The sequence below is a fragment of the Pseudomonas sp. NFPP04 genome (genome assembly GCF_900113815.1).
In the GTDB taxonomy this organism is placed as follows: domain Bacteria; phylum Pseudomonadota; class Gammaproteobacteria; order Pseudomonadales; family Pseudomonadaceae; genus Aquipseudomonas; species Aquipseudomonas extremorientalis.
Genome location: NZ_FOQS01000001.1, coordinates 269883 through 289530, shown reverse-complemented (window position 1 = coordinate 289530; position 19648 = coordinate 269883). Strand labels below are relative to the sequence as shown.

General features: G+C 61.9%; 17 protein-coding genes. 1 reads left to right on the top strand and 16 read right to left on the bottom strand.

The annotated features are described in order from the left end of the window. Positions 1 to 48: 48 nt before the first annotated feature. Positions 49 to 1542 (top strand): GGDEF domain-containing protein, encoded by a 1494-nt coding sequence (locus BM017_RS01445; RefSeq protein WP_092240788.1) that lies wholly within the window; start codon positions 49 to 51, stop codon positions 1540 to 1542. Between the two features lie 134 nt (positions 1543 to 1676). Here the strand turns inward: BM017_RS01445 and lpxC are convergent, their stop codons facing one another. The 16 genes from lpxC to mraZ all read right to left on the bottom strand — a co-directional run bounded on the left by lpxC (position 1677) and on the right by mraZ (position 19489). Further along, positions 1677 to 2588, bottom strand: coding sequence for a UDP-3-O-acyl-N-acetylglucosamine deacetylase (gene lpxC, locus BM017_RS01440; protein ID WP_003171886.1), 912 nt, complete (start codon positions 2586 to 2588; stop codon positions 1677 to 1679). Between the two features lie 112 nt (positions 2589 to 2700). Beyond that, a complete protein-coding gene (gene ftsZ / locus BM017_RS01435) occupies positions 2701 to 3906 on the bottom strand; it encodes a cell division protein FtsZ (RefSeq protein WP_017526184.1) in 1206 nt (401 codons plus the stop codon). 73 nt (positions 3907 to 3979) lie between these two features. Then, the gene (gene ftsA, locus BM017_RS01430) at positions 3980 to 5242 is read right to left on the bottom strand and encodes a cell division protein FtsA (RefSeq protein WP_010213031.1); all 1263 of its coding nucleotides are present in this window, start codon (positions 5240 to 5242) and stop codon (positions 3980 to 3982) included. Between the two features lie 15 nt (positions 5243 to 5257). Beyond that, on the bottom strand, positions 5258 to 6127 hold the full coding sequence (locus BM017_RS01425) for a cell division protein FtsQ/DivIB (RefSeq protein ID WP_058422950.1): 870 nt from the start codon (positions 6125 to 6127) through the stop codon (positions 5258 to 5260). A 4-nt stretch (positions 6128 to 6131) separates the two neighbouring features. After that, positions 6132 to 7088 carry a D-alanine--D-alanine ligase gene (locus BM017_RS01420; protein WP_092240786.1) on the bottom strand — a complete coding sequence of 319 codons (957 nt, stop codon included), beginning with the start codon at positions 7086 to 7088 and terminating at the stop codon, positions 6132 to 6134. Beyond that, entirely contained in the window at positions 7085 to 8530 is a 1446-nt protein-coding gene (murC, locus tag BM017_RS01415; protein ID WP_071491186.1) for a UDP-N-acetylmuramate--L-alanine ligase, read from the bottom strand. Before murC ends, BM017_RS01420 begins: the two co-directional genes overlap by 4 nt. Next, on the bottom strand, positions 8523 to 9593 hold the full coding sequence (gene murG, locus BM017_RS01410) for an undecaprenyldiphospho-muramoylpentapeptide beta-N-acetylglucosaminyltransferase (RefSeq protein WP_071491185.1): 1071 nt from the start codon (positions 9591 to 9593) through the stop codon (positions 8523 to 8525). The genes murC and murG overlap by 8 nt, the downstream gene beginning before the upstream one ends. Next, a complete protein-coding gene (gene ftsW / locus BM017_RS01405; protein ID WP_053254470.1) occupies positions 9583 to 10800 on the bottom strand; it encodes a putative lipid II flippase FtsW in 1218 nt (405 codons plus the stop codon). Before ftsW ends, murG begins: the two co-directional genes overlap by 11 nt. After that, on the bottom strand, positions 10797 to 12143 hold the full coding sequence (gene murD, locus BM017_RS01400) for a UDP-N-acetylmuramoyl-L-alanine--D-glutamate ligase (protein ID WP_092240784.1): 1347 nt from the start codon (positions 12141 to 12143) through the stop codon (positions 10797 to 10799). Before murD ends, ftsW begins: the two co-directional genes overlap by 4 nt. A 6-nt stretch (positions 12144 to 12149) precedes the next feature. Next, a complete protein-coding gene (gene mraY / locus BM017_RS01395) occupies positions 12150 to 13232 on the bottom strand; it encodes a phospho-N-acetylmuramoyl-pentapeptide-transferase (protein WP_071491183.1) in 1083 nt (360 codons plus the stop codon). After that, positions 13232 to 14602, bottom strand: a complete 1371-nt coding sequence (gene murF / locus BM017_RS01390; protein WP_092240782.1) for a UDP-N-acetylmuramoyl-tripeptide--D-alanyl-D-alanine ligase — start codon at positions 14600 to 14602, stop codon at positions 13232 to 13234. Before murF ends, mraY begins: the two co-directional genes overlap by 1 nt. Beyond that, positions 14595 to 16058, bottom strand: a complete 1464-nt coding sequence (locus tag BM017_RS01385; RefSeq protein ID WP_071491181.1) for a UDP-N-acetylmuramoyl-L-alanyl-D-glutamate--2,6-diaminopimelate ligase — start codon at positions 16056 to 16058, stop codon at positions 14595 to 14597. Before BM017_RS01385 ends, murF begins: the two co-directional genes overlap by 8 nt. Next, positions 16058 to 17800 carry a peptidoglycan D,D-transpeptidase FtsI family protein gene (locus tag BM017_RS01380; protein WP_165447909.1) on the bottom strand — a complete coding sequence of 581 codons (1743 nt, stop codon included), beginning with the start codon at positions 17798 to 17800 and terminating at the stop codon, positions 16058 to 16060. Before BM017_RS01380 ends, BM017_RS01385 begins: the two co-directional genes overlap by 1 nt. Next, the gene (gene ftsL, locus BM017_RS01375) at positions 17800 to 18093 is read right to left on the bottom strand and encodes a cell division protein FtsL (protein WP_010213047.1); all 294 of its coding nucleotides are present in this window, start codon (positions 18091 to 18093) and stop codon (positions 17800 to 17802) included. The genes BM017_RS01380 and ftsL overlap by 1 nt, the downstream gene beginning before the upstream one ends. Further along, positions 18090 to 19037 carry a 16S rRNA (cytosine(1402)-N(4))-methyltransferase RsmH gene (rsmH, locus tag BM017_RS01370; protein WP_010213048.1) on the bottom strand — a complete coding sequence of 316 codons (948 nt, stop codon included), beginning with the start codon at positions 19035 to 19037 and terminating at the stop codon, positions 18090 to 18092. The genes ftsL and rsmH overlap by 4 nt, the downstream gene beginning before the upstream one ends. Then, the gene (gene mraZ, locus BM017_RS01365) at positions 19034 to 19489 is read right to left on the bottom strand and encodes a division/cell wall cluster transcriptional repressor MraZ (RefSeq protein WP_004371993.1); all 456 of its coding nucleotides are present in this window, start codon (positions 19487 to 19489) and stop codon (positions 19034 to 19036) included. Before mraZ ends, rsmH begins: the two co-directional genes overlap by 4 nt. Positions 19490 to 19648: the final 159 nt, after the last annotated feature.

The window sequence follows — 19648 nt, the reverse complement described above, 5'->3', positions numbered from 1 at the left end:
ATCGGGTAGAACTAAACTGCCAGCATCCTCACCGCTGAAGTCTGCCCGATGAGTCCACGCCCTGCTCGTATCTCACCCGCACACCCTGAGTTGTTACTGATCCTGGGCAGCGGGCTCAGCGTCGCCCTGATTGTGATCATTGTCGCGGTGCTGTTGATGCGCGAACACGCCAGCACGCTCGAAGCGGCCAAGCGGTCTACCACCAACATCGCCCAATTGATCAATGCCGACGTGCTGCGTAACGTCGAACTGTATGACATGGCGCTCAACGGTCTGATTGCGGCCACGCAACGCGAAGACTTGTCCCAGGTTGCCGCCAATATCCAGCACCTGGTGCAGTTTGATTTGTCCACGGCGGCGCCTTTCAAAGGCGAGGTCCTGCTGCTGGACACCACCGGTACGGTTATCGCCGACTCCTCCACGCTGCGGCCCACGCCACGTAATTTTGCCAGCCGCGATTATTTCCAGGTGCATGCCAAGGACGCCAACGCCGGCTTGTTTATCAGTCGGCCGTTCAAGGTCCGTTGCGACTGCGACCAGGTCTGGCGCATGGCATTCAGTCGACGTGTGTCAGGCCCCAAGGGAGAGTTTGCCGGGGTGGCGGTTGCGACCATGCGCCTGGCGTATTTCGATCAGCTCTTCAACACCCTGACCATCGGCAACGGCAGCAGCGTCAACCTGCTGAGCAGGAATGGCATTCTCCTGGCCCAGCAGCCGCTGCTCGAACGCGACATGATCGACAAGGACCTCAGTGACCGGCCCAACTTCAAGCGAATACTGCGTGACGGAAGCGGCAGCTTTCAGGCGATCTCTGCCATCAGTGGCAAAGAGCGCCTGTATACCTTTACCAATGTCGGTGAACTGCCACTGATCGTGGTCGTGGCGCTGTCCAGCGAGGACGTATTCGCGCCCTGGAGTCGCGTGGCACTGCTGACCAGTAGTGCCACAGGAGTGCTCTGTGCCGGTTTGTTGTGGCTGACCTGGATGCTACGCCGGGAACTGCGACGGCGGCGGCGCGCTGAACGGGTACTGTCAGAACTGGCAGCCACCGATGCGTTGACGGGCCTGGCCAACCGCCGCGTGCTGGACGAACGCCTGCGCCTGGAGTGGGACCGCGCCCAACGCTCGACCGAGCCGCTCACGGTGCTGATGATCGATGTGGACCACTTCAAGGCGTTCAACGACCGTCATGGTCATCATGGCGGCGATGAGGCACTACGTAACGTGGCCCAAGTGATCGGTACCAACATCCGCCGCCCGGCCGACTTGGCGGCACGCTATGGCGGTGAAGAGTTTGCGGTGGTGTTGCCGTTGACCGATGCCAAGGGTGCCTGGGTGATCGCCGAGCATATCCGCAGCGGCGTCGAGCACTTGCCGCGGGTGGCCGGGGACGAACAGCCGATTACGGTGAGTATTGGCATGAGTACGTGGGACAAGCGCAGTCGCCAGTCGCTGGAGGCATTGCTGTTGAGTGCGGACCAGGCGTTGTATGAGGCCAAGCACAGCGGAAGAAACCGCATTGCCGATTCAGCAACCCTCTGAATAGTGAATCGGATCTAATGTGGGAGGTGGCTTGCGCCCTCCCACACTTGAACAGTGGCAGAGTCAGAAAAAGTGGGTATAAAAAAAGGCCACCCGAAGGCAGCCTTTCAAAACTAAAGAAAGAGAGTTGTTACTTACACCGCCGCAACGGGACGCATGTAAGAGATCGGTGCGGTGCTGGCATCTTCGAAGGTCACGACTTCCCAAGCGTCTGTCTGCTCAATCAACTTGCGCAGCAGCTGGTTGTTAAGGGCGTGGCCCGACTTGAAGCCTTTGAACTCGCCTATCAGGCTATTGCCCAGCAGGTAGAGGTCACCGATTGCATCGAGGATCTTGTGCTTCACGAATTCGTCTTCGTAGCGAAGGCCGTCTTCGTTCAGTACACCATCCGCGTCGACCACAATGGCGTTTTCAACGCTGCCGCCGAGTGCGAGGTTGTGCTTGCGCAGGTACTCGATGTCACTCATGAAACCAAAGGTACGGGCGCGGCTGACTTCTTTTACGAACGAAGTGCTGGAAAAATCCACGCTTGCACTTTGGGTGCGGTCACGGAATACCGGGTGATCGAAATCGATCTCAAAGCTCACTTTAAAGCCTTCGAACGGGACGAAGGTAGCGCGCTTGTCGCCGTCTTCTACTGTCACTTCCCGCAGAATGCGAATGAACTTCTTGGCTGCGTCCTGTTCTTCCAGGCCGGCAGATTGAATCAAGAATACGAAGGGTCCAGCGCTGCCATCCATGATCGGGACTTCGGACGCGGAGAGCTCGACGTAGGCGTTATCGATGCCCAAACCGGCCATGGCCGAGAGCAAGTGCTCCACCGTGTCCACCTTGACGTCACCGTTGACCAATGTGGTCGACATCGTGGTTTCGCCAACGTTTTCCGCGCGAGCAGGAATCTGCACCACAGGGTCCAGGTCGGCACGCACAAACACGATGCCGGTGTCGACAGGTGCAGGCTTGAGGGTCAGGTATACCTTCTCCCCGGAGTGCAGACCTACACCTGTGGCACGAATAATATTCTTCAGGGTGCGTTGTTTAATCATGGCTTGGACCGCTTCAGCGCAAATTGCGAACTGGTATCAACAAAGGCTGGCGATAATAGCAGACCAGACCTTTGCTGAACACCAATCACCTTCATAGCCCTGATACATTCCATCAATCGGCCTGACGACGCAAGAATGCCGGGATGTCCAGGTAGTCCAGATCATCTTGCGGATTCGGGCTACGGGACGCCGCAGCACCGGCCTGAGCCTGGTTGCGCATCACGGTCGGACGGTCCAGGTCACGGTAGTTCACCGACGGCAGTTCCTGGCGCGAAGGCGCTGGAGCAGCAGCCGCCTGGCTGGCGTGGCTGGCTTGGCTGTTGTGCAGGGTGTTGTCGATGACCTTCACAGGCTTCTCGATTTTCGCGCCCAGGCCGGTCGCAACCACGGTCACGTGCAGCTCGTCGCGCATATCCGGATCGATAACGGTACCGACCTTGACCATGGCGTGCTCGGAAGCGAAGGCTTCGATGATGCTACCCACGTCGGAGTACTCACCCAGGGACAGGTCAGGACCGGCGGTGATGTTCACCAGGATGCCGCGTGCACCTTGCAGGTTCACGTCTTCCAGCAGCGGGTTGCGGATGGCCGCTTCAGTGGCTTCACGTGCACGGTTCGGACCGCTGGCGCAGCCAGTGCCCATCATCGCCATGCCCATTTCGCTCATCACGGTACGGACGTCGGCAAAGTCGACGTTGATCATGCCAGGGCGCTTGATGATGTCGGAGATACCGCGAACGGCACCGGCCAGTACATCGTCAGCCTTGGCGAATGCGGACAGCAGGCTCGCGTCCTTGCCCAGGATGGTCAGCAGCTTCTCGTTGGGGATGGTGATCAACGAGTCGACGCTTTCAGACAGCAAACGGATGCCTTCGTCGGCGATCTGCATGCGCTTGCGACCTTCGAACGGGAACGGACGGGTGACGACAGCCACCGTCAGAATGCCCATTTCCTTGGCCACTTCGGCAATGATCGGCGCAGCACCGGTACCGGTACCGCCGCCCATGCCGGTGGTGATGAACACCATGTTGGTGCCTTGCAGCACTTCAGCGATACGCTCGCGGTCTTCCAGCGCGGCTTGACGGCCGACTTCCGGGTTGGCGCCAGCGCCGAGGCCCTTGGTCACCGCAGTGCCCAATTGCAGGATGGTCCGCGCGCCGATGCTTTTCAGCGCCTGGGCATCAGTGTTGGCGCAGATGAATTCAACGCCTTCAATGTTGCTCTTGACCATATGGTTGACAGCGTTGCCGCCGCCACCGCCGACACCGATCACTTTGATGACCGGGCTTGCGGGGATGTTGTCTACGAGTTCGAACATGTTCCCTCTCCTTTCATTTCTCTAGTTTTTTCGCCTACTGCTTACAACGGTGTTGCGGTGTCGCGGTAAATCGTTAGAAGTTGCCCTTGACCCATGCCTGCAACCGCTCGAACAACGGCGCCTTGGCCTCGTCGTCGCTGCGGTAGCTGTCGCGGTTGCTCGGGCCCGACAGGGAAATGCCGTCGGTCTGCTTTTGCAGCCCGTACAACAGCAAGCCCACGCCGGTGGAATAAATCGGGTTGCGTACCACGTCGCCCAGACCCTTCACGCCATGGGGCACGCCCAGGCGGACCGGCATGTGGAAGATTTCCTCGGCCAGCTCGACCGCGCCTTCCATCTTCGAGGTACCACCGGTCAGCACGATGCCGGCCGGGATCAAATCTTCGTAGCCGCTGCGGCGCAGTTCAGCCTGGATCAGGGTGAACAGCTCGTCGTAGCGTGGCTCGACCACTTCGGCCAGGGCCTGGCGCGACAGTTCGCGCGGTGGACGATCACCTACGCTCGGCACCTTGATGGTCTCGCCGGCACCGGCCAGCTTGGCCAGGGCGCAGGCGTAGCGGATCTTGATTTCTTCGGCGTACTGGGTCGGTGTACGCAGCGCCATGGCGATGTCGTTGGTCACCTGGTCACCGGCAATCGGGATCACGGCGGTGTGACGGATCGCACCCTCGGTGAAGATCGCGATGTCGGTGGTGCCGCCGCCGATGTCGACCAGGCACACGCCCAGTTCTTTTTCGTCGTCGGTCAGAACCGAGTAGGCCGAAGCCAACTGCTCGAGAATGATGTCGTCGATTTCCAGGCCGCAGCGACGCACGCATTTTTCAATATTCTGTGCGGCGTTGACGGCACAGGTCACCACGTGGACCTTGGCTTCCAGGCGTACGCCCGACATGCCCAGGGGCTCACGTACGCCTTCCTGGTTGTCGATCACGTAGTCCTGCGGCAGGGTGTGCAACACCCGCTGGTCAGCCGGGATCGCCACGGCCTGGGCAGCGTCGAGCACGCGCTCGAGGTCGGCCGAGCTGACTTCGCGGTCGCGGATCGCCACGATGCCGTGGGAGTTCAGGCTGCGGATATGGTTGCCCGCCACGCCGACGAACGCCGAGTGGATCCGGCAACCGGCCATCAGCTGCGCTTCTTCGATGGCGCGCTGGATCGATTGCACGGTGGACTCGATGTTCACCACCACGCCCTTCTTCAGGCCCCGGGACGGATGCGTGCCAATACCGACGATTTCGATGACACCGTCTTCCCCGACCTCGCCCACCAGCGCCACCACCTTGGAGGTGCCGATATCGAGACCGACGATCATTTTGCCGCTTTGCACGTTTGCCATGGGTCCTGCCTCTTCTTAATTCTTCGCGACAGCGGGTTGCGCTGCCGTGGGCGCTGCCGGTTCACGCCAGCCGACGGCAAGGCCGTTGGCGTAACGCAGGTCGACGCTCGCAATGTTCGTAATCTGTTCTTTCAAGGTCTTGTCGTAGATGGCAATGAAGCGGCGCATCTTTTCCACCAAGCGGTCGCGTCCCAGCAACAACTGGATGCCCGGGCCGGAACTGCCTGCCCCGGTCGTCAAAAACCAGCTGCCCCGTTCACGCAGTTCCAGGCGTGCAATGGAGAAGCCCAGTGGCCGCAGCATCTGGCTCAAGGCCTGGTACTGCTGCATCACTTGCTGCTGAGCCCGCTGCGGCCCGAACAGCTGCGGCAGGTGCTCGTAGTTGGCCAGCTCACGCGGGGTGAACGCCTGGCCCTGGTTGTTCAACAGCGCTTCGTCACCCCAACGGGCCACGGGCAGTTGTTCTTCCAGGCGGATCGTCACCTGGTCCGGCCATACGCGGCGGACTTCGGCGTGGGCGATCCACGGCATCTGTTCCAGCTCCGAGCGCATGCCGGCCAGGTCGATGGTAAAGAAGCTCGCCGCCAGGTACGGGCCGATGCGCTGCTGTACCGCTTGCTGGCTGATGTAGCTCAAGTCGCCCTGCACGCTGATCTTGGTGATCGGCCGGTCGGCATACGGCAACAGACGCTGCGCGCCTTCGTAGGTTCCGAAGCCCAGCACCACCAGCAATACCGGCCAGTACAACGCCTTGAGGAAACCAAAGTTGGCTTTCGGCAGGCGCGCCGACATCGGCTCTTTAGCCACCATTCGGCTGGCACCCCGTGGCACCGGCTTGCGGCTCGGTGCTTGAGGGGGCTGATGACGAAGCGATGCGCCTTTCATGTCCTTAGCCTCGTGGCTCAATGCTTGCGGCCAGGATCGCCAGCACCAGTTGCTGGAAATCCAGGCCCGCAGCGCGAGCGGCCATAGGTACCAGGCTGTGGTCGGTCATGCCCGGTGCGGTGTTGACTTCCAGGAACCAGAAATTCCCTTGGTCATCCTGCATCACGTCCGCCCGCGCCCAACCGGCGATACCCAGCGCCTCACAGGCTTTCGCCGTGAGGTCCATCAATTCCTGTTCCTTGGCTGCGTCAAGGCCGCACGGGATCCGGTACTGGGTATCGGAAGCCAGGTACTTGGCGTCGTAGTCGTAAAAGGTGTGGGGCGTGCCCAATGCGATGGGCGGCAATACCTGGCCACGCAGGGTGGCAATGGTGTACTCGGGACCCTGGATCCACTGTTCCACCAACACTTGCGAATCGTAGGTACTTGCCGCTTTCCATGCGTCGATCAATTCGGCGGCCGAGTTCACTTTGGCCATGCCGATACTGGAGCCTTCATGGGCAGGTTTGACGATCAAAGGCAGGCCCAGTTCCTTGGCTGCGGAAATACAATCGTCTTCGCTGCACAGCACACTGTGACGCGGAGTTGGAATACCCAGGCTGTGCCACACCTGCTTGGTGCGCAACTTGTCCATCGCCAGCGCGGAAGCGAGGATGCCGCTGCCGGTGTAAGGGATGCCGGCACACTCCAGCAGGCCTTGCATGCTGCCGTCTTCACCGCCACGGCCATGCAGGATGATGAAGGCGCGGTCGATCTTCTCGGCCTGCAGGCGGGCGAGGAAGTCATCGCCCACGTCGATACCGAAGGCGTTCACGCCGGCACTTTGCAAGGCTTCGAGCACGGCGTTGCCGGACTTGAGCGACACTTCGCGCTCGGCGCTCTTGCCGCCGAACAATACGGCTACGCGACCGAAGTCGGCAGGCGTGATCGTGGAAAACAGGGAGGCGTAGTCAGTGGTCATTTCGCCGCTCCCTTTTTTGCCGCAAACAGCGGGCTCGCCAGCAATTTCGGCGCAAGGCCACCAATGTCACCGGCGCCCTGGCACAGCAGGATGTCGCCGGCACGCAGCAGCGGCTTGACGATTGGCGCCAGGTCTACGCCACGTTCGATGTAGATCGGGTCCAACTGGCCGCGCTGACGGATGCTGTTGCACAACTTGCGGCTGTCGGCCCCCGGGATCGGCTCTTCGCCGGCCGGGTAGACTTCCATCAACAGCAGCACGTTGGCATCGGCCAGTACATTGACGAAATCGTCGTACAGGTCGCGGGTACGGCTGTAGCGGTGCGGCTGGTACACCATCACCAGGCGACGCTCCGGCCAGCCACCACGCACGGCCTTGATCACCGCGGCGACTTCGGTCGGGTGGTGACCGTAGTCGTCCACCAGCATCACGTCACCGCCCTCTACCGGCAACTGGCCGTAGACCTGGAAGCGACGGCCCACGCCGGCAAAGCGCGACAGGCCTTCGACGATGGCTTCATCGCTGACGCCCTCGTCGGTGGCGATGCAGATGGTCGCCAGGGAATTGAGTACGTTGTGGTTGCCCGGCATGTTCACCGAGACATCCAAGGGCTCACGGTCCGGACGCAGCACGGTGAAGAAGGTTTGCATGCCTTCCTGGCGCACATTGATGGCGCGCACGTCGGCGTCTTCGCTGAAGCCGTAGGTCACGGTCGGACGCTTGACCAGCGGCAGGATTTCGCGCACCACCGGATCGTCCAGGCACACCACCGCCAGACCGTAGAACGGCAGGTTGTGCAGGAACTCGACGAAGGTTTTCTTCAGCTTGTTGAAGTCACCGTCGTAGGTCGCCATATGGTCGGCGTCGATGTTGGTGACCACAGCCACCAGCGGTTGCAAATGCAGGAAGCTGGCATCGCTTTCATCGGCTTCGGCGATCAGGTAACGGCTGGTGCCGAGCTGGGCATTGGTGCCGGCGGCATTCAGGCGGCCACCAATGACGAACGTCGGGTCCAGGCCTCCGGCGGCGAACACCGAGGCAATCAGGCTGGTAGTAGTGGTTTTGCCATGGGTGCCGGCGACGGCGATGCCGTGGCGATAGCGCATCAGCTCGGCCAGCATCTCGGCGCGAGGCACCACGGGAATGCGGCGCTCAAGGGCGGTGGCCACTTCCGGGTTGGAGGTGTTCACGGCGCTGGACACCACCAGCACATCGGCCTCGGCGGCGTTCTCGGCACGGTGGCCGATAAAGATCTGCGCGCCGAACGACTTCAGGCGGTCGGTGACCGGCGACTCTTTCAAGTCGGAGCCGGACACCTGGTAGCCCAGGTTCAGCAGTACTTCGGCAATGCCGCACATGCCCACGCCGCCGATACCGACGAAGTGGATGCGACGGATGCGGCGCATTTCCGGTTGCGGCATGGCTTTCTGATTCTCAACCATGGGCCACCTCCAGGCAGATATCGACCACGGTGCGGGTTGCGTCAGGTTTGGCCAGGCGGCTTGCGGTGCTCGCCATGCTGTTGAGTCGTTCCGGTTGCATCAATACCTCGGTCAGGCGTGCGGCCAAGTCGGCGGCGCCAGTCGTTCTTTGCGGCAGCAGGAAGGCAGCGCCCTCCCCGGCCAAATATTCAGCGTTGCGGGTCTGGTGATCGTCGATCGCGTGGGGCAAAGGCACCAGCAACGACGGCAGACCGGCGGCGGCCAGTTCACTGACGGTCAGCGCACCGGAGCGGCAGACCACCAGGTCGGCCCAGCCATAGGCATGGGCCATGTCTTTGATGAAGGGCTGTACGTTCGCCTCCACACCGGCCTCGCGATAGCGCGTGGCGGTGACTTCACCATGATCTTTGCCCGCCTGGTGAAAGACCTCAGGGCGCAACTCCACAGGAAGTTGCGCCAGGGCTTGCGGCAGCAATTTGTTCAAAGGCTCGGACCCCAGGCTGCCGCCCATGACCAGCAGGTGCGCCTTGCGCCCGGCCAAGGCTTCACGGGCGATGCCCATGAACAGTTCGGTGCGCACCGGGTTGCCAGTGGTGCGCAGCTTGTCCGATGCACCAAAGGTCTTCGGAAAGGCCTCGCACACCCGCGCCGCCAAGGGCACCAGCAGGCGGTTGGCGGTGCCGGCGACGGCGTTCTGTTCGTGCACAATCACCGGCACACCGGCGAGCCTGGCCGCGACGCCACCAGGGCCGGTCACATAGCCACCAAAACCGAGCACACACACCGGCTTCAGTTCACGAATGATCTTGCGCGCCTGCCACACCGCCTTGAGCAACACGAACGGCGCCTTGAGCAGGGACAACTTGCCCTTGCCGCGCAGGCCGGTGACGTTGATCAGGTGCAGCGGCAAGCCAGCATTCGGCACCAATTCGTTTTCGATACCGCGCGGCGTGCCCAACCAGTGCACGGTGTAGCCACGGTTCTGGAATTCCCGCGCGCAGGCCAGGGCCGGGAACACGTGGCCCCCGGTGCCGCCCGCCATGATCAGCACGTTAGCGCCCATGGGTCGGCTCCTCGGCGAAATCGCTTTCGCTGAATTCCATCTCTTCGCTGCCCAGGTGGGTTCGACTCTCCCACTCGATGCGCAGCAACAAGCCCAGGCACGCGCAGCAGATCACCAACGAACTGCCGCCATAACTGAGGAACGGCAAGGTCAGGCCCTTGGTCGGCAACAGGCCGACGTTCACACCGATATTGATCAGGAACTGGCCGATCCACAGGAACGACAAGCCGTACGCCACATAGGCGGCGAAATACTGTTTGGCCTTCTCGGCCCACAGGCCGATGTACATGCCGCGTACACACACGAACACGAACAGCGCGACGGTGCATAGCGAACCCACCACACCGAGCTCTTCGGCCAGTACCGAGAACACGAAGTCGGTGTGCGCTTCCGGCAGGTAGAACTGCTTCTGCACACTGTTGCCCAGGCCCACGCCCAGCCACTCGCCGCGACCGAAGGCGATCAGCGCCTGGGTCAACTGGTAGCCGGAGCCGAACTGGTCGGACCAGGGGTCGGTAAAGGTGATCAGACGCGCCATCCGGTAGGGTTGTGCCTGCACCAGGACCGTCACGGCAGCCACGGCCAGCACCACCATCAGGGTGAAGCGGAACAGCCCCACGCCGCCGAGGAACAGCATCGCCGCAGCAGCGCCCATCATCACGACGGTGGCGCCGAAGTCGGGCTCCATCAGCAGCAGGCCAGCCATGGGCAGCAGCACGATGAACGGCTTGAAGAACCCCATCCAGCTTTCGCGCACTTCTTTCTGGCGACGTACCAGGTAGCCGGCCAGGTAGATCACCACGAACACCTTGGCGATTTCCGACGGCTGCACGTTGAACGCGCCGAAACCGATCCAGCGCATCGAACCATTCACCTCGCGGCCGATGCCGGGCAGGATCACCATGACCAGCAAGCCGAACGCCCCGATCAGCATCAACCAGCCCAGGCGTTGCCAGGTGGCGATGGGGATCATCATGGTGACGATGCAGGCGCCGAGGCCGATCACCAGGTACACCAGGTGACGGATCATCATGTACAGGGTATTGCCCGACTGCACGGCAGCCACTTCGGACGACGCCGAGGTAATCATCACCAGGCCCAGGCCCAACAAGGCGAGGCAACCGGCGAGCATCGGGAAATCGAGGTCGATACCGCGCCCGGTAATGATCGGCGAAGGGTACGGCTTGATGATATTCCGGAAATTCATGCCAAGGCCTCCACGGCGCGGGCGAACAGCTGGCCGCGCTCTTCGTAGTTCTTGAACATGTCGAAACTGGCGCAGGCTGGCGACAACAGCACCGCATCGCCGGACTGGGCCAGGGCCTTGCAACGGGCGATGGCGTCGTCCAGGGACGTGGCGCGCACTTGCGGCACCGCGTCACCGAGAGCGGCGGCGATCAGATCGGAATCGCGGCCCATCAGCACCACGGCGCGGCAATGCTCAGCCACCGGGCCTTTAAGGTCCTTGAAGTCGGCACCCTTGCCGTCGCCACCGGCGATCAACACCAGCTTGCCGTCGATATCGGCGCCAAGGCCTTCGATGGCTGCCAGGGCTGCACCCACGTTGGTGGCCTTGGAATCGTTGTAATAGCTGACGCCATCAAGGTCGCGCACCCACTGGCAGCGATGCTCAAGGCCGCCAAAGCTGCGCAGCGCCGAGAGCATCGCGTCAAACGGCAGGCCGACGGCATGCCCCAGCGCCAACGCCGCCAGGGCATTGGACTGGTTATGGGCGCCACGGATTTTCAGCTCGCGCACCGGCATCAGGTTCTGGAATTCGAAGGCCAGGTATTTCTCGCCGTTCTCTTCGCGGATGCCGAAGGCTTTGAAATCGGGTTTGCCGAGGCCGAAGGTCCAGCAGGGCAGGCCCTCGCCCATCAGCGGACGGCTCAGGGCATCCTGGCGGTTGACCACGACTTGCCGCGCACCACGGAAGATCCGGTGCTTGGCCAGGTGGTAAGCCGGCAGGCCGCTGTAGCGGTCCATGTGGTCCTCGCTCACGTTCAACACGGTCGCCACTTCGGCGCCGAGGTCGTGGGTGGTTTCCAGCTGGAAGCTCGACAGCTCCATCACGTACAACTCGATGTCGTCACTGAGCAGGTCCAGCGCGGGTGTACCGAGGTTGCCGCCCACGGCCACGCGCTTGCCGGCCGCAGTCGCCATCTCGCCGACCAGGGTGGTCACGGTGCTTTTCGCGTTGGAGCCGCTGATGGCCACGATCGGCGCCTTCGCATTACGGGCGAACAGGTCGATATCGCCGGACAGCTTCACGCCACGGGCAGCGGCGGCTTGCAGGGCCGGGGTCGCCAGGGCCAGGCCGGGGCTCACGTAGAGCTCATCGGCACGGCAAAGAAACTCGACATCCAGCTCGCCACAACGCACTTCCACGTGCGGGTAGTCACGGCGCAGCGTGACCAGCTCCGGTGGATTTTCCCGCGTATCGGCCACGGCAAACGACGTGCCGCGGTTCGCCAGGAAGCGAACCAGGGACATGCCGCTCTTGCCGAGGCCGACAACGATGCGGAAGTGGTCTGAAGCGATCAGGGACACTCGTTTCTACCTCAGTTTCAGGGTGGCAAGGCCGATCAGCACCAGGATCACCGTGATGATCCAGAAGCGGACGATCACGCGTGGCTCGGGCCAGCCCTTGAGTTCAAAGTGGTGGTGAATCGGCGCCATGCGGAACACACGACGCCCGGTCAATTTGAAGGATGCCACCTGGATGACCACCGACAGGGTTTCCATCACGAACACACCGCCCATGATGAACAGCACGATTTCCTGGCGCACGATCACCGCGATGGTGCCGAGGGCCGCGCCCAGCGCCAGGGCGCCGACGTCGCCCATGAACACTTGCGCCGGGTAGGTGTTGAACCACAGGAAGCCCAGGCCGGCACCGATCAGCGCGCCGCAGAACACAATCAGTTCACCCGCGCCCGGTACATAAGGAATCAGCAGGTATTCAGCGAATTTCACGTTACCCGACAGGTAGCAGAAGATGCCGAGCGCGCCGCCCACCATCACCGTCGGCATGATCGCCAGGCCGTCGAGACCGTCGGTGAGGTTCACTGCGTTGCTGGAGCCGACAATCACGAAGTAGGTCAGCACCACGAAGCCGATACCCAGGGGAATGCTGGCGTCCTTGAGCATCGGGATGATCAGGGTCGTCTCCACCGCGCTTGGCGCAGTGGTGTAGAGGAAGATCGCCGCAGCGAGGCCAAACACCGACTGCCAGAAATACTTCCAGCGGCTTGGCAGCCCCTTGGAGTTTTTCTCGATCACCTTGCGGTAGTCGTCCACCCAACCGATGGCGCCGAACAACAGGGTCACCAAGAGCACCACCCACACATAGCGGTTGTGCAGGTCAGCCCACAGCAAGGTGCTGATGCCGATGGACGACAGGATCAGCGCACCGCCCATGGTCGGGGTGCCGGACTTGGACAGGTGCGACTGCGGGCCGTCATTACGAACCGATTGACCAATTTGCAGGTTCTGCAGGGTGCGGATCATCCACGGCCCCAGGAACAGCGACAAACACAACGCGGTCAGCACACCCAGGATCCCGCGCAGGGTCAGGTACTGGAAGACCGCGAAGCCTTTGTGGAACTGTTGCAGATACTCAGCCAGCAGCAGCAGCATTAATGTTTCTCCGTACTTGAGCCACACAAGGCCGCGACGACGTTTTCCATCACCGCGCTGCGCGATCCCTTGATCAAAATGGTTGTGTGTTTGTCGTGTTCAGCCGCCGCCAGCGCCTGGATCAGCTCGGCCTGGGTCGCGAAATGCAGCGCGCCGGGGCCGAACGCGTTGACAGCGTGAGCCATGTTCGGGCCGACGGCGTACAGCGCGTCGACTTTGCCGGTCGCGTAGGCACCGACTTCACGGTGGGACTGTTCGGCCCAGTCGCCCAGCTCGGCGATGTCGCCCAGCACCAGTACCTTGCGGCCATCGAAGCCTTTAAGCAGGTCGATGGCGGCGCAGACCGAGGACTGGTTGGCGTTGTAAGTGTCATCGATCACGCGCATGCCATTGGTTGCCAGCTGCGCCACGGTACGGCCCTTGACCGGCTGCACCGCGCCAAGCCCGGTGGCGATACCGAACAGCGACACGCCCAGGGCGTAGGCGGCAGCGACCGCGGCCAGGGCATTGGCGACGTTATGGTTGCCCAGCAGGTTCAACTGCACGTGCTCATTGCCTTGCGGGGTGTGCAAGGTAAAAGACGGGCAGCCACGGGCATCAACGGTGATGTTGGATGCGTGGAAATCAGCCGCAGCATTGAGCACGGCAAACGTCAGGACCTTGCGACCGGCGGCGCGTACACGCCAGGTCTCGAAGGCCTTGTCATCGAGATTCAAGACAGCGGTGCCGGATGCATCGAGGCCTTCGAGGATTTCACCCTTGGCTTCGACGATCTTTTCCGGGCCGCCGAACTCACCGACGTGGGCGGTTCCGGCATTGTTGATGATCGCCACGTGGGGCTTGGTCAGCGCCACGGTGTAGGCGATTTCGCCGATGCGCGATGCGCCCAGCTCGATCACCGCCGCCGTATGTTCAGGGGCCAGTTCGAGCAGGGTCAACGGTGCGCCGAAATCATTGTTCAGGTTGCCACGGGTGGCAAGCACCGGGCCGCGCGTGCGCAGTACCCCGGCAAGCAACTCCTTGACCGTGGTCTTGCCGCTGGATCCCGTGATGGCCGCAACGGGGTTGGTGAACCCGGCACGGTTCAACGCACCCAATTGACCAAGGGCCAGACGGGTGTCGGCGACCAGCAGTTGCGGCAGTGTGGAATCCGCGACTTCGCGCTGCACCAAGGCACCCACGGCGCCTTTGGCGGCAACTTCATTCAGGTAGTCGTGACCATCGAAACGCGGGCCCGCCAGGGCGACAAACAGTTGCCCCGGCTTGATGTTGCGGCTGTCGATACTCACGCCGTCGAAGCGGCAATCGCTCGACAGCATACGGGCCGACAAGGCCTGGACCAGTTCGCTGAATGTCATCGGTTTAAGCATGGGCAACCTCCCAGGCGGTCAAGGCGTGATCGGCCTCGACCAGATCGGAGAAGGCATGGCGCTCGCCGTTGATTTCCTGATAGTCCTCGTGACCTTTACCGGCCAGCACCACCACGTCGTCAGCACTGGCGCCGGCGATCAATTGGGCAATGGCTGCGCCGCGACCGGCGACGAACGTCGCCTTGGACACGTCTTTGAAGCCGACGCGGATGTCGTCGAAAATCTGGCTCGGGTCTTCACTGCGTGGGTTGTCGTCGGTGACGAGCACGCCATCGGCCAGGCGCTCGACAATCTCGGCCATCAACGGGCGCTTGCCGCGATCACGATCACCGCCGCAACCAAACAGGCACAACAACTTGCCCTTGGCGTGGGGACGCAGGGCCACCAGGACTTTTTCCAGGGCATCCGGCGTGTGGGCGTAATCGACCACCACCAACGGCTGTTTGCCGCCACCCAGGCGCTGCATGCGACCGACCGGGCCTTCCAGCTTCGGCAGCACACGCAGGATTTCGTCGAGGGCGTAATCCAGGCCGAGCAATGCGCCGACGGCCGCCAGGGTGTTGCTCAGGTTGAAACGACCGAGCAAGGTGCTGCGCAAATGATGTTCGCCCTGGGGCGTCACCAGCGTCGCGCGCACGCCTTCGTCATTGAATTGCGCGTCGCGGCAGTACAGGTACGCGCTGGAATCTTCCAGGCTGTAGCTGATCAGGCGCGACTCACGCTCTTCGGCGGCCAGTTGGCGACCGAACTCGTCGTCCAGGTTCACCACGCGGCACTTCAAGTCGTTCCAGGCGAACAGCTTGGCCTTCTCGGCCGCGTAGGCTTCCATGGTGCCGTGGTAGTCGAGGTGATCGCGGGACAGGTTGGTCATCACCGCCACATCGAACGCCAGGGCAGCAACCCGACCCTGGTGCAAACCGTGGGACGACACTTCCATGGCAACCGCCTTGGCGCCGGCCTTTTTCAGGTCGGCCAGGGTCGCTTGCACGGCAATCGGGTTCGGCGTGGTGTGCAGGCCGCTTTGCAGCGCGCCGTAGAAACCAGTGCCCAGCGTGCCGACGATGCCGCAGTGTTGCCCCAGCAGGTCAAGGGCCTGGGCAATCAATTGGGTCACGCTGGTCTTGCCGTTGGTGCCGGTAACGCCAACCAGGTTGAGATGTCGACTTGGCTCGCCATAGAAACGCCCGGCGATGTCCGAGAGCTGTTTGGCCAGCCCCTTGACCGGAATCAGCGGAACATCGGTGATCGGCAACACGGTTGCGCCTTCCACTTCGTAGGCCACGGCAGCCGCGCCACGTTGCAGGGCGTCCGCAATATGTGCACGGCCATCGAACTTGCCCCCCGGCACCGCCAGGAACAGGTCACCGGCGCGCACATTGCGACTGTCCAGACTCAATTCACGGATCAGAAGATCGCGGCCGGCGTGGGCAAAAATCTTGTTCAGGCTAAGAGACATCAGCCGCGCCCTCCATTGGCTTTTACAGCAGCGGCCGGTGGACCGGCGTTCGCTTGTTGGGTCGGCGGCAGGTTGTCCGGCGTGATGTTCATCAGGCGCAGGGTGCCGGACATCACTTTGCTGAACACCGGCGCCGAGACCAGGCCACCGAAGTAACCGGCTTTGCTCGGCTCATCGATCACCACCACGATGGCGTAGCGTGGATCGCTCATCGGGCCGAAACCGGCGAACAACGAACGGTACGAATTTTCCGCGTAGCCCTTGGTACCCACCGACGTTTTACGCGCAGTACCCGACTTGCCGGCTACGTGATACGCCGGCACCTGGGCACGGAATACGCCGCGTGGCGCTTCGATCACTTGTTGCAGCATGCCTTGCATGGTCTTGGCGACGTTTTCCGGTATCACCTGGGTGGCTTTCGGCGCTTCGTCGACATGGATCAGGCTCAGCGGAACCATGCGCCCATTATTTGCCAATACAGAGAAAGCATGGGCCAGTTGGATCGCCGTCACCGACAAGCCGTAGCCGTAGGAAAGCGTGGCGGTCTCGGCCTTTTTCCAGTCGCGGTAGTTCGGCAGGTTGCCAACGCGCTCACCGGGGAAATCCAGGCCGGTGGGCTGGCCCAGACCGATCTTCTGCGCCAGGTGATAAATGGTCTCGCCGCCGATATCGAAGGCGACCTTGCTCATGCCTACGTTACTGGAGTTGATCAGGATACCTGTCAGATCCAGCACCGGGCCTTCGGTACGGGACACGTCACGAATGGTGTACTTGCCCAGCTGCAACGTACCCGGATACACCTCGACCTTGTCGCTGGGTTTCCAGCGTCCGGTTTCGAGGGCGGCACTCATGGAGATGGCTTTCATGGTCGAACCCGGCTCGAACACGTCGATCATGGCGCGGTTGCGCATCATCGCCGGCTGCAGGTTGCGACGGTTGTTGGGGTTGTAGGTCGGCTGGTTGACCATGGCGAGGATCTCGCCGGTCTTGACGTCCATGATCACCAGGCTGCCGGCCTTGGCGCCGTTCTCGATGATCGCGTTACGCAACTCGCGGTTGGCCAGGTATTGCAGGCGCAGGTCAATCGACAACGCCAAGGGCTTACCGGCCTTGGCGTTTTTGGTGACTTGGACATCCTTGATCAGTCTGCCGCGCCGATCCTTGATGACTTGTCGTTTACCGGGAACCCCGGCGAGCCATTCATCGTAGGCGAGTTCCACACCCTCACGGCCGTGGTCGTCGATGTCGGTAAAGCCGACCATATGCGCGGTGGTTTCACCGGCCGGGTAGAAACGACGGAACTCCTCGATGCCGTAGACACCGGGGACTTTAAGGTCGAGCACCTGCTGGCCTTGTTCGGGGGTAAGGCCGCGAACCAGGTAGATGAATTCTTTATTGGCCTGGGCTTCCAGGCGTTCAGCCAAGGCTTTCGGGTCTTGCCCCAGCGCGGCGGCAAGCGCCGGCCAGCGATCCTTGGCGACCTGCAACTCCTTGGCGTTGGCCCACAGGGTGGTGACCGGCGTACTGACGGCCAGCGGTTCGCCGTTACGGTCGGTGATCAGGCCGCGGTGTGCCGGAATCGGGATGTGACGCAGGCTACGGGCATCGCCCTGGCCGATCAGGAAGTCACGGTCGACCACTTGCAGGTCGATGATCCGCCAGGCGATCGCACCCACCATCAATGCCAGCAAGCCGAGCATCAGGCGGAAGCGCCATGGGTAGAGTGCGCCTTCGAGTTTCATCATGGCGCCACCATGCGGACTTCGGCCGCGCCCGGGATGTGCATTTTCAGTTGTTCAGTCGCCAGCACTTCAATGCGGCTATGGGCTGTCCAGGTGCTTTGCTCCAGGATCAACCGGCCCCATTCCGCCTGGGCTTTGTCGCGCACGCTCAATTCCCCGTACAGGGTATTGAGCAACTGGCGGTTGTAGTGGGCGCTGTAGGACACCGCAATCGCGGAAATCAGCACGCCGACAAACAGCAGCAACATAAAGAAGCTGCCGCCCGGGAGGGGCTTGGCGAAAAGCTTGCTCACCGCAACTTCTCCGCGACACGCATGACAGCGCTACGGGAACGTGGGTTGGCCTTGAGCTCGGCTTCGGACGCGAACTGCGCCTTGCCATGGATTTTGATTTTCGGCACAAAGGCTTCGAAACGTACCGGCAGGTTGCGCGGCAGGTTGTCGGACTCACCCTTGACCAGGCGACGCATGAACAACTTGACGATGCGGTCTTCCAGAGAGTGGAAGCTGATCACCACCAGGCGACCGCCCACTTCCAGTGCCTCGAGAGCAGCCTCGAGGCCGGCCTCCAGGTCGCCCAACTCGTTGTTGACGTGAATACGCAGGCCCTGGAACGCACGGGTCGCCGGGTTCTTGCCCTTTTCCCACGCTGGGTTGGCGACTTTCAGTACTTCGGCCAGGTCGGCAGTGCGCTCGAACGGCTGGATTTCACGACGCTCGACCACGGCGCGGGCCATGCGGCCAGCGAAGCGCTCCTCACCGTATTCCTTGAACACACGGGCGATTTCTTCCACTGGCGCGGTGGCGATGAACTGCGCAGCGCTGACGCCACGGGTCGGGTCCATGCGCATGTCGAGCGGACCGTCGTTCATGAAGCTGAAGCCGCGCTCCGGGTCGTCGAGCTGCGGCGAGGACACGCCCAGGTCGAGCAAAACCCCGGCTACCTTGCCCGCCATGCCGCGCTCGGCCACTTCGGCACCCAGCTCGGCAAAGCTGCGCTGCACAACGACAAAGCGGCCGTCTTCGGCCGCTAGCGCTTGCCCGGTGGCAATCGCTTGGGGGTCCTTGTCGAACCCGAGGAGTTTGCCGTCGGGCCCGAGCTGGCTGAGGATCAACCGGCTATGCCCACCCCTGCCGAACGTGCCGTCCAGATAGCAGCCATCCGCGCGTACGGCGAGAGCCTCAACGGCTTCGTCAAGCAGTACGGTGATGTGGTTAAAGCCGCTATCAATAGTCACAGGATCAAATCACGCAGTTCATCAGGCATGGCGCCCGGTTGTTGAATAGCAGCCAGGTCAGCTGCAGAAACAGCATCCCAGGCATCTTCGTCCCACAATTGGAACTTGTTCAGTTGGCCGACCAGCATTGCGCGCTTGTCGAGCCTGGCGTACTCACGCAAGCGCGGCGGCACCAGGAAACGACCGCTGCCATCGAGCTCGAGGTCGACGGCGTTACCAATCAGCAAACGCTGCAGGCGGCGGTTCTCTTCACGCAATGAAGGCAGGGCGCGCAATTTGGTTTCAATCAACTCCCACTCATCGAGCGGGTAAACACACAAACAAGGGTCAACGGCATCGATAGTGATGATCAACTGCCCGGAACTTCGCGAAATGAGCTCGTCACGATACCGGCTCGGCATGGCGAGACGGCCTTTTGCATCGAGACTGATAGCGTTAGCTCCGCGAAACACAGATGCGTTTCTCCAAATTTTAGCGTTTTACGTTCAAAAAACCCACTTTGTGCCACTTTCCGCCACTTGCGCACACTATAGGAATGCGCCCACCACACCGTCAAGGCGCGGATTCAAGGAAAAGCCTTACAGAACGGAGATTTAGGAGCGTAAAGGGAG

Bases quoted from the DNA above. Each gene is read 5' to 3' on its own strand.
- BM017_RS01445 (WP_092240788.1), top strand. From the start codon at position 49: ATGAGTCCACGCCCTGCTCGTATCTCACCCGCACACCCTGAGTTGTTA.
- lpxC (WP_003171886.1), bottom strand. From the start codon at position 2,588: ATGATTAAACAACGCACCCTGAAGAATATTATTCGTGCCACAGGTGTA.
- ftsZ (WP_017526184.1), bottom strand. From the start codon at position 3,906: ATGTTCGAACTCGTAGACAACATCCCCGCAAGCCCGGTCATCAAAGTG.
- ftsA (WP_010213031.1), bottom strand. From the start codon at position 5,242: ATGGCAAACGTGCAAAGCGGCAAAATGATCGTCGGTCTCGATATCGGC.
- BM017_RS01425 (WP_058422950.1), bottom strand. From the start codon at position 6,127: ATGAAAGGCGCATCGCTTCGTCATCAGCCCCCTCAAGCACCGAGCCGC.
- BM017_RS01420 (WP_092240786.1), bottom strand. From the start codon at position 7,088: ATGACCACTGACTACGCCTCCCTGTTTTCCACGATCACGCCTGCCGAC.
- murC (WP_071491186.1), bottom strand. From the start codon at position 8,530: ATGGTTGAGAATCAGAAAGCCATGCCGCAACCGGAAATGCGCCGCATC.
- murG (WP_071491185.1), bottom strand. From the start codon at position 9,593: ATGGGCGCTAACGTGCTGATCATGGCGGGCGGCACCGGGGGCCACGTG.
- ftsW (WP_053254470.1), bottom strand. From the start codon at position 10,800: ATGAATTTCCGGAATATCATCAAGCCGTACCCTTCGCCGATCATTACC.
- mraY (WP_071491183.1), bottom strand. From the start codon at position 13,232: ATGCTGCTGCTGCTGGCTGAGTATCTGCAACAGTTCCACAAAGGCTTC.
- murF (WP_092240782.1), bottom strand. From the start codon at position 14,602: ATGCTTAAACCGATGACATTCAGCGAACTGGTCCAGGCCTTGTCGGCC.
- BM017_RS01385 (WP_071491181.1), bottom strand. From the start codon at position 16,058: ATGTCTCTTAGCCTGAACAAGATTTTTGCCCACGCCGGCCGCGATCTT.
- BM017_RS01380 (WP_165447909.1), bottom strand. From the start codon at position 17,800: ATGAAACTCGAAGGCGCACTCTACCCATGGCGCTTCCGCCTGATGCTC.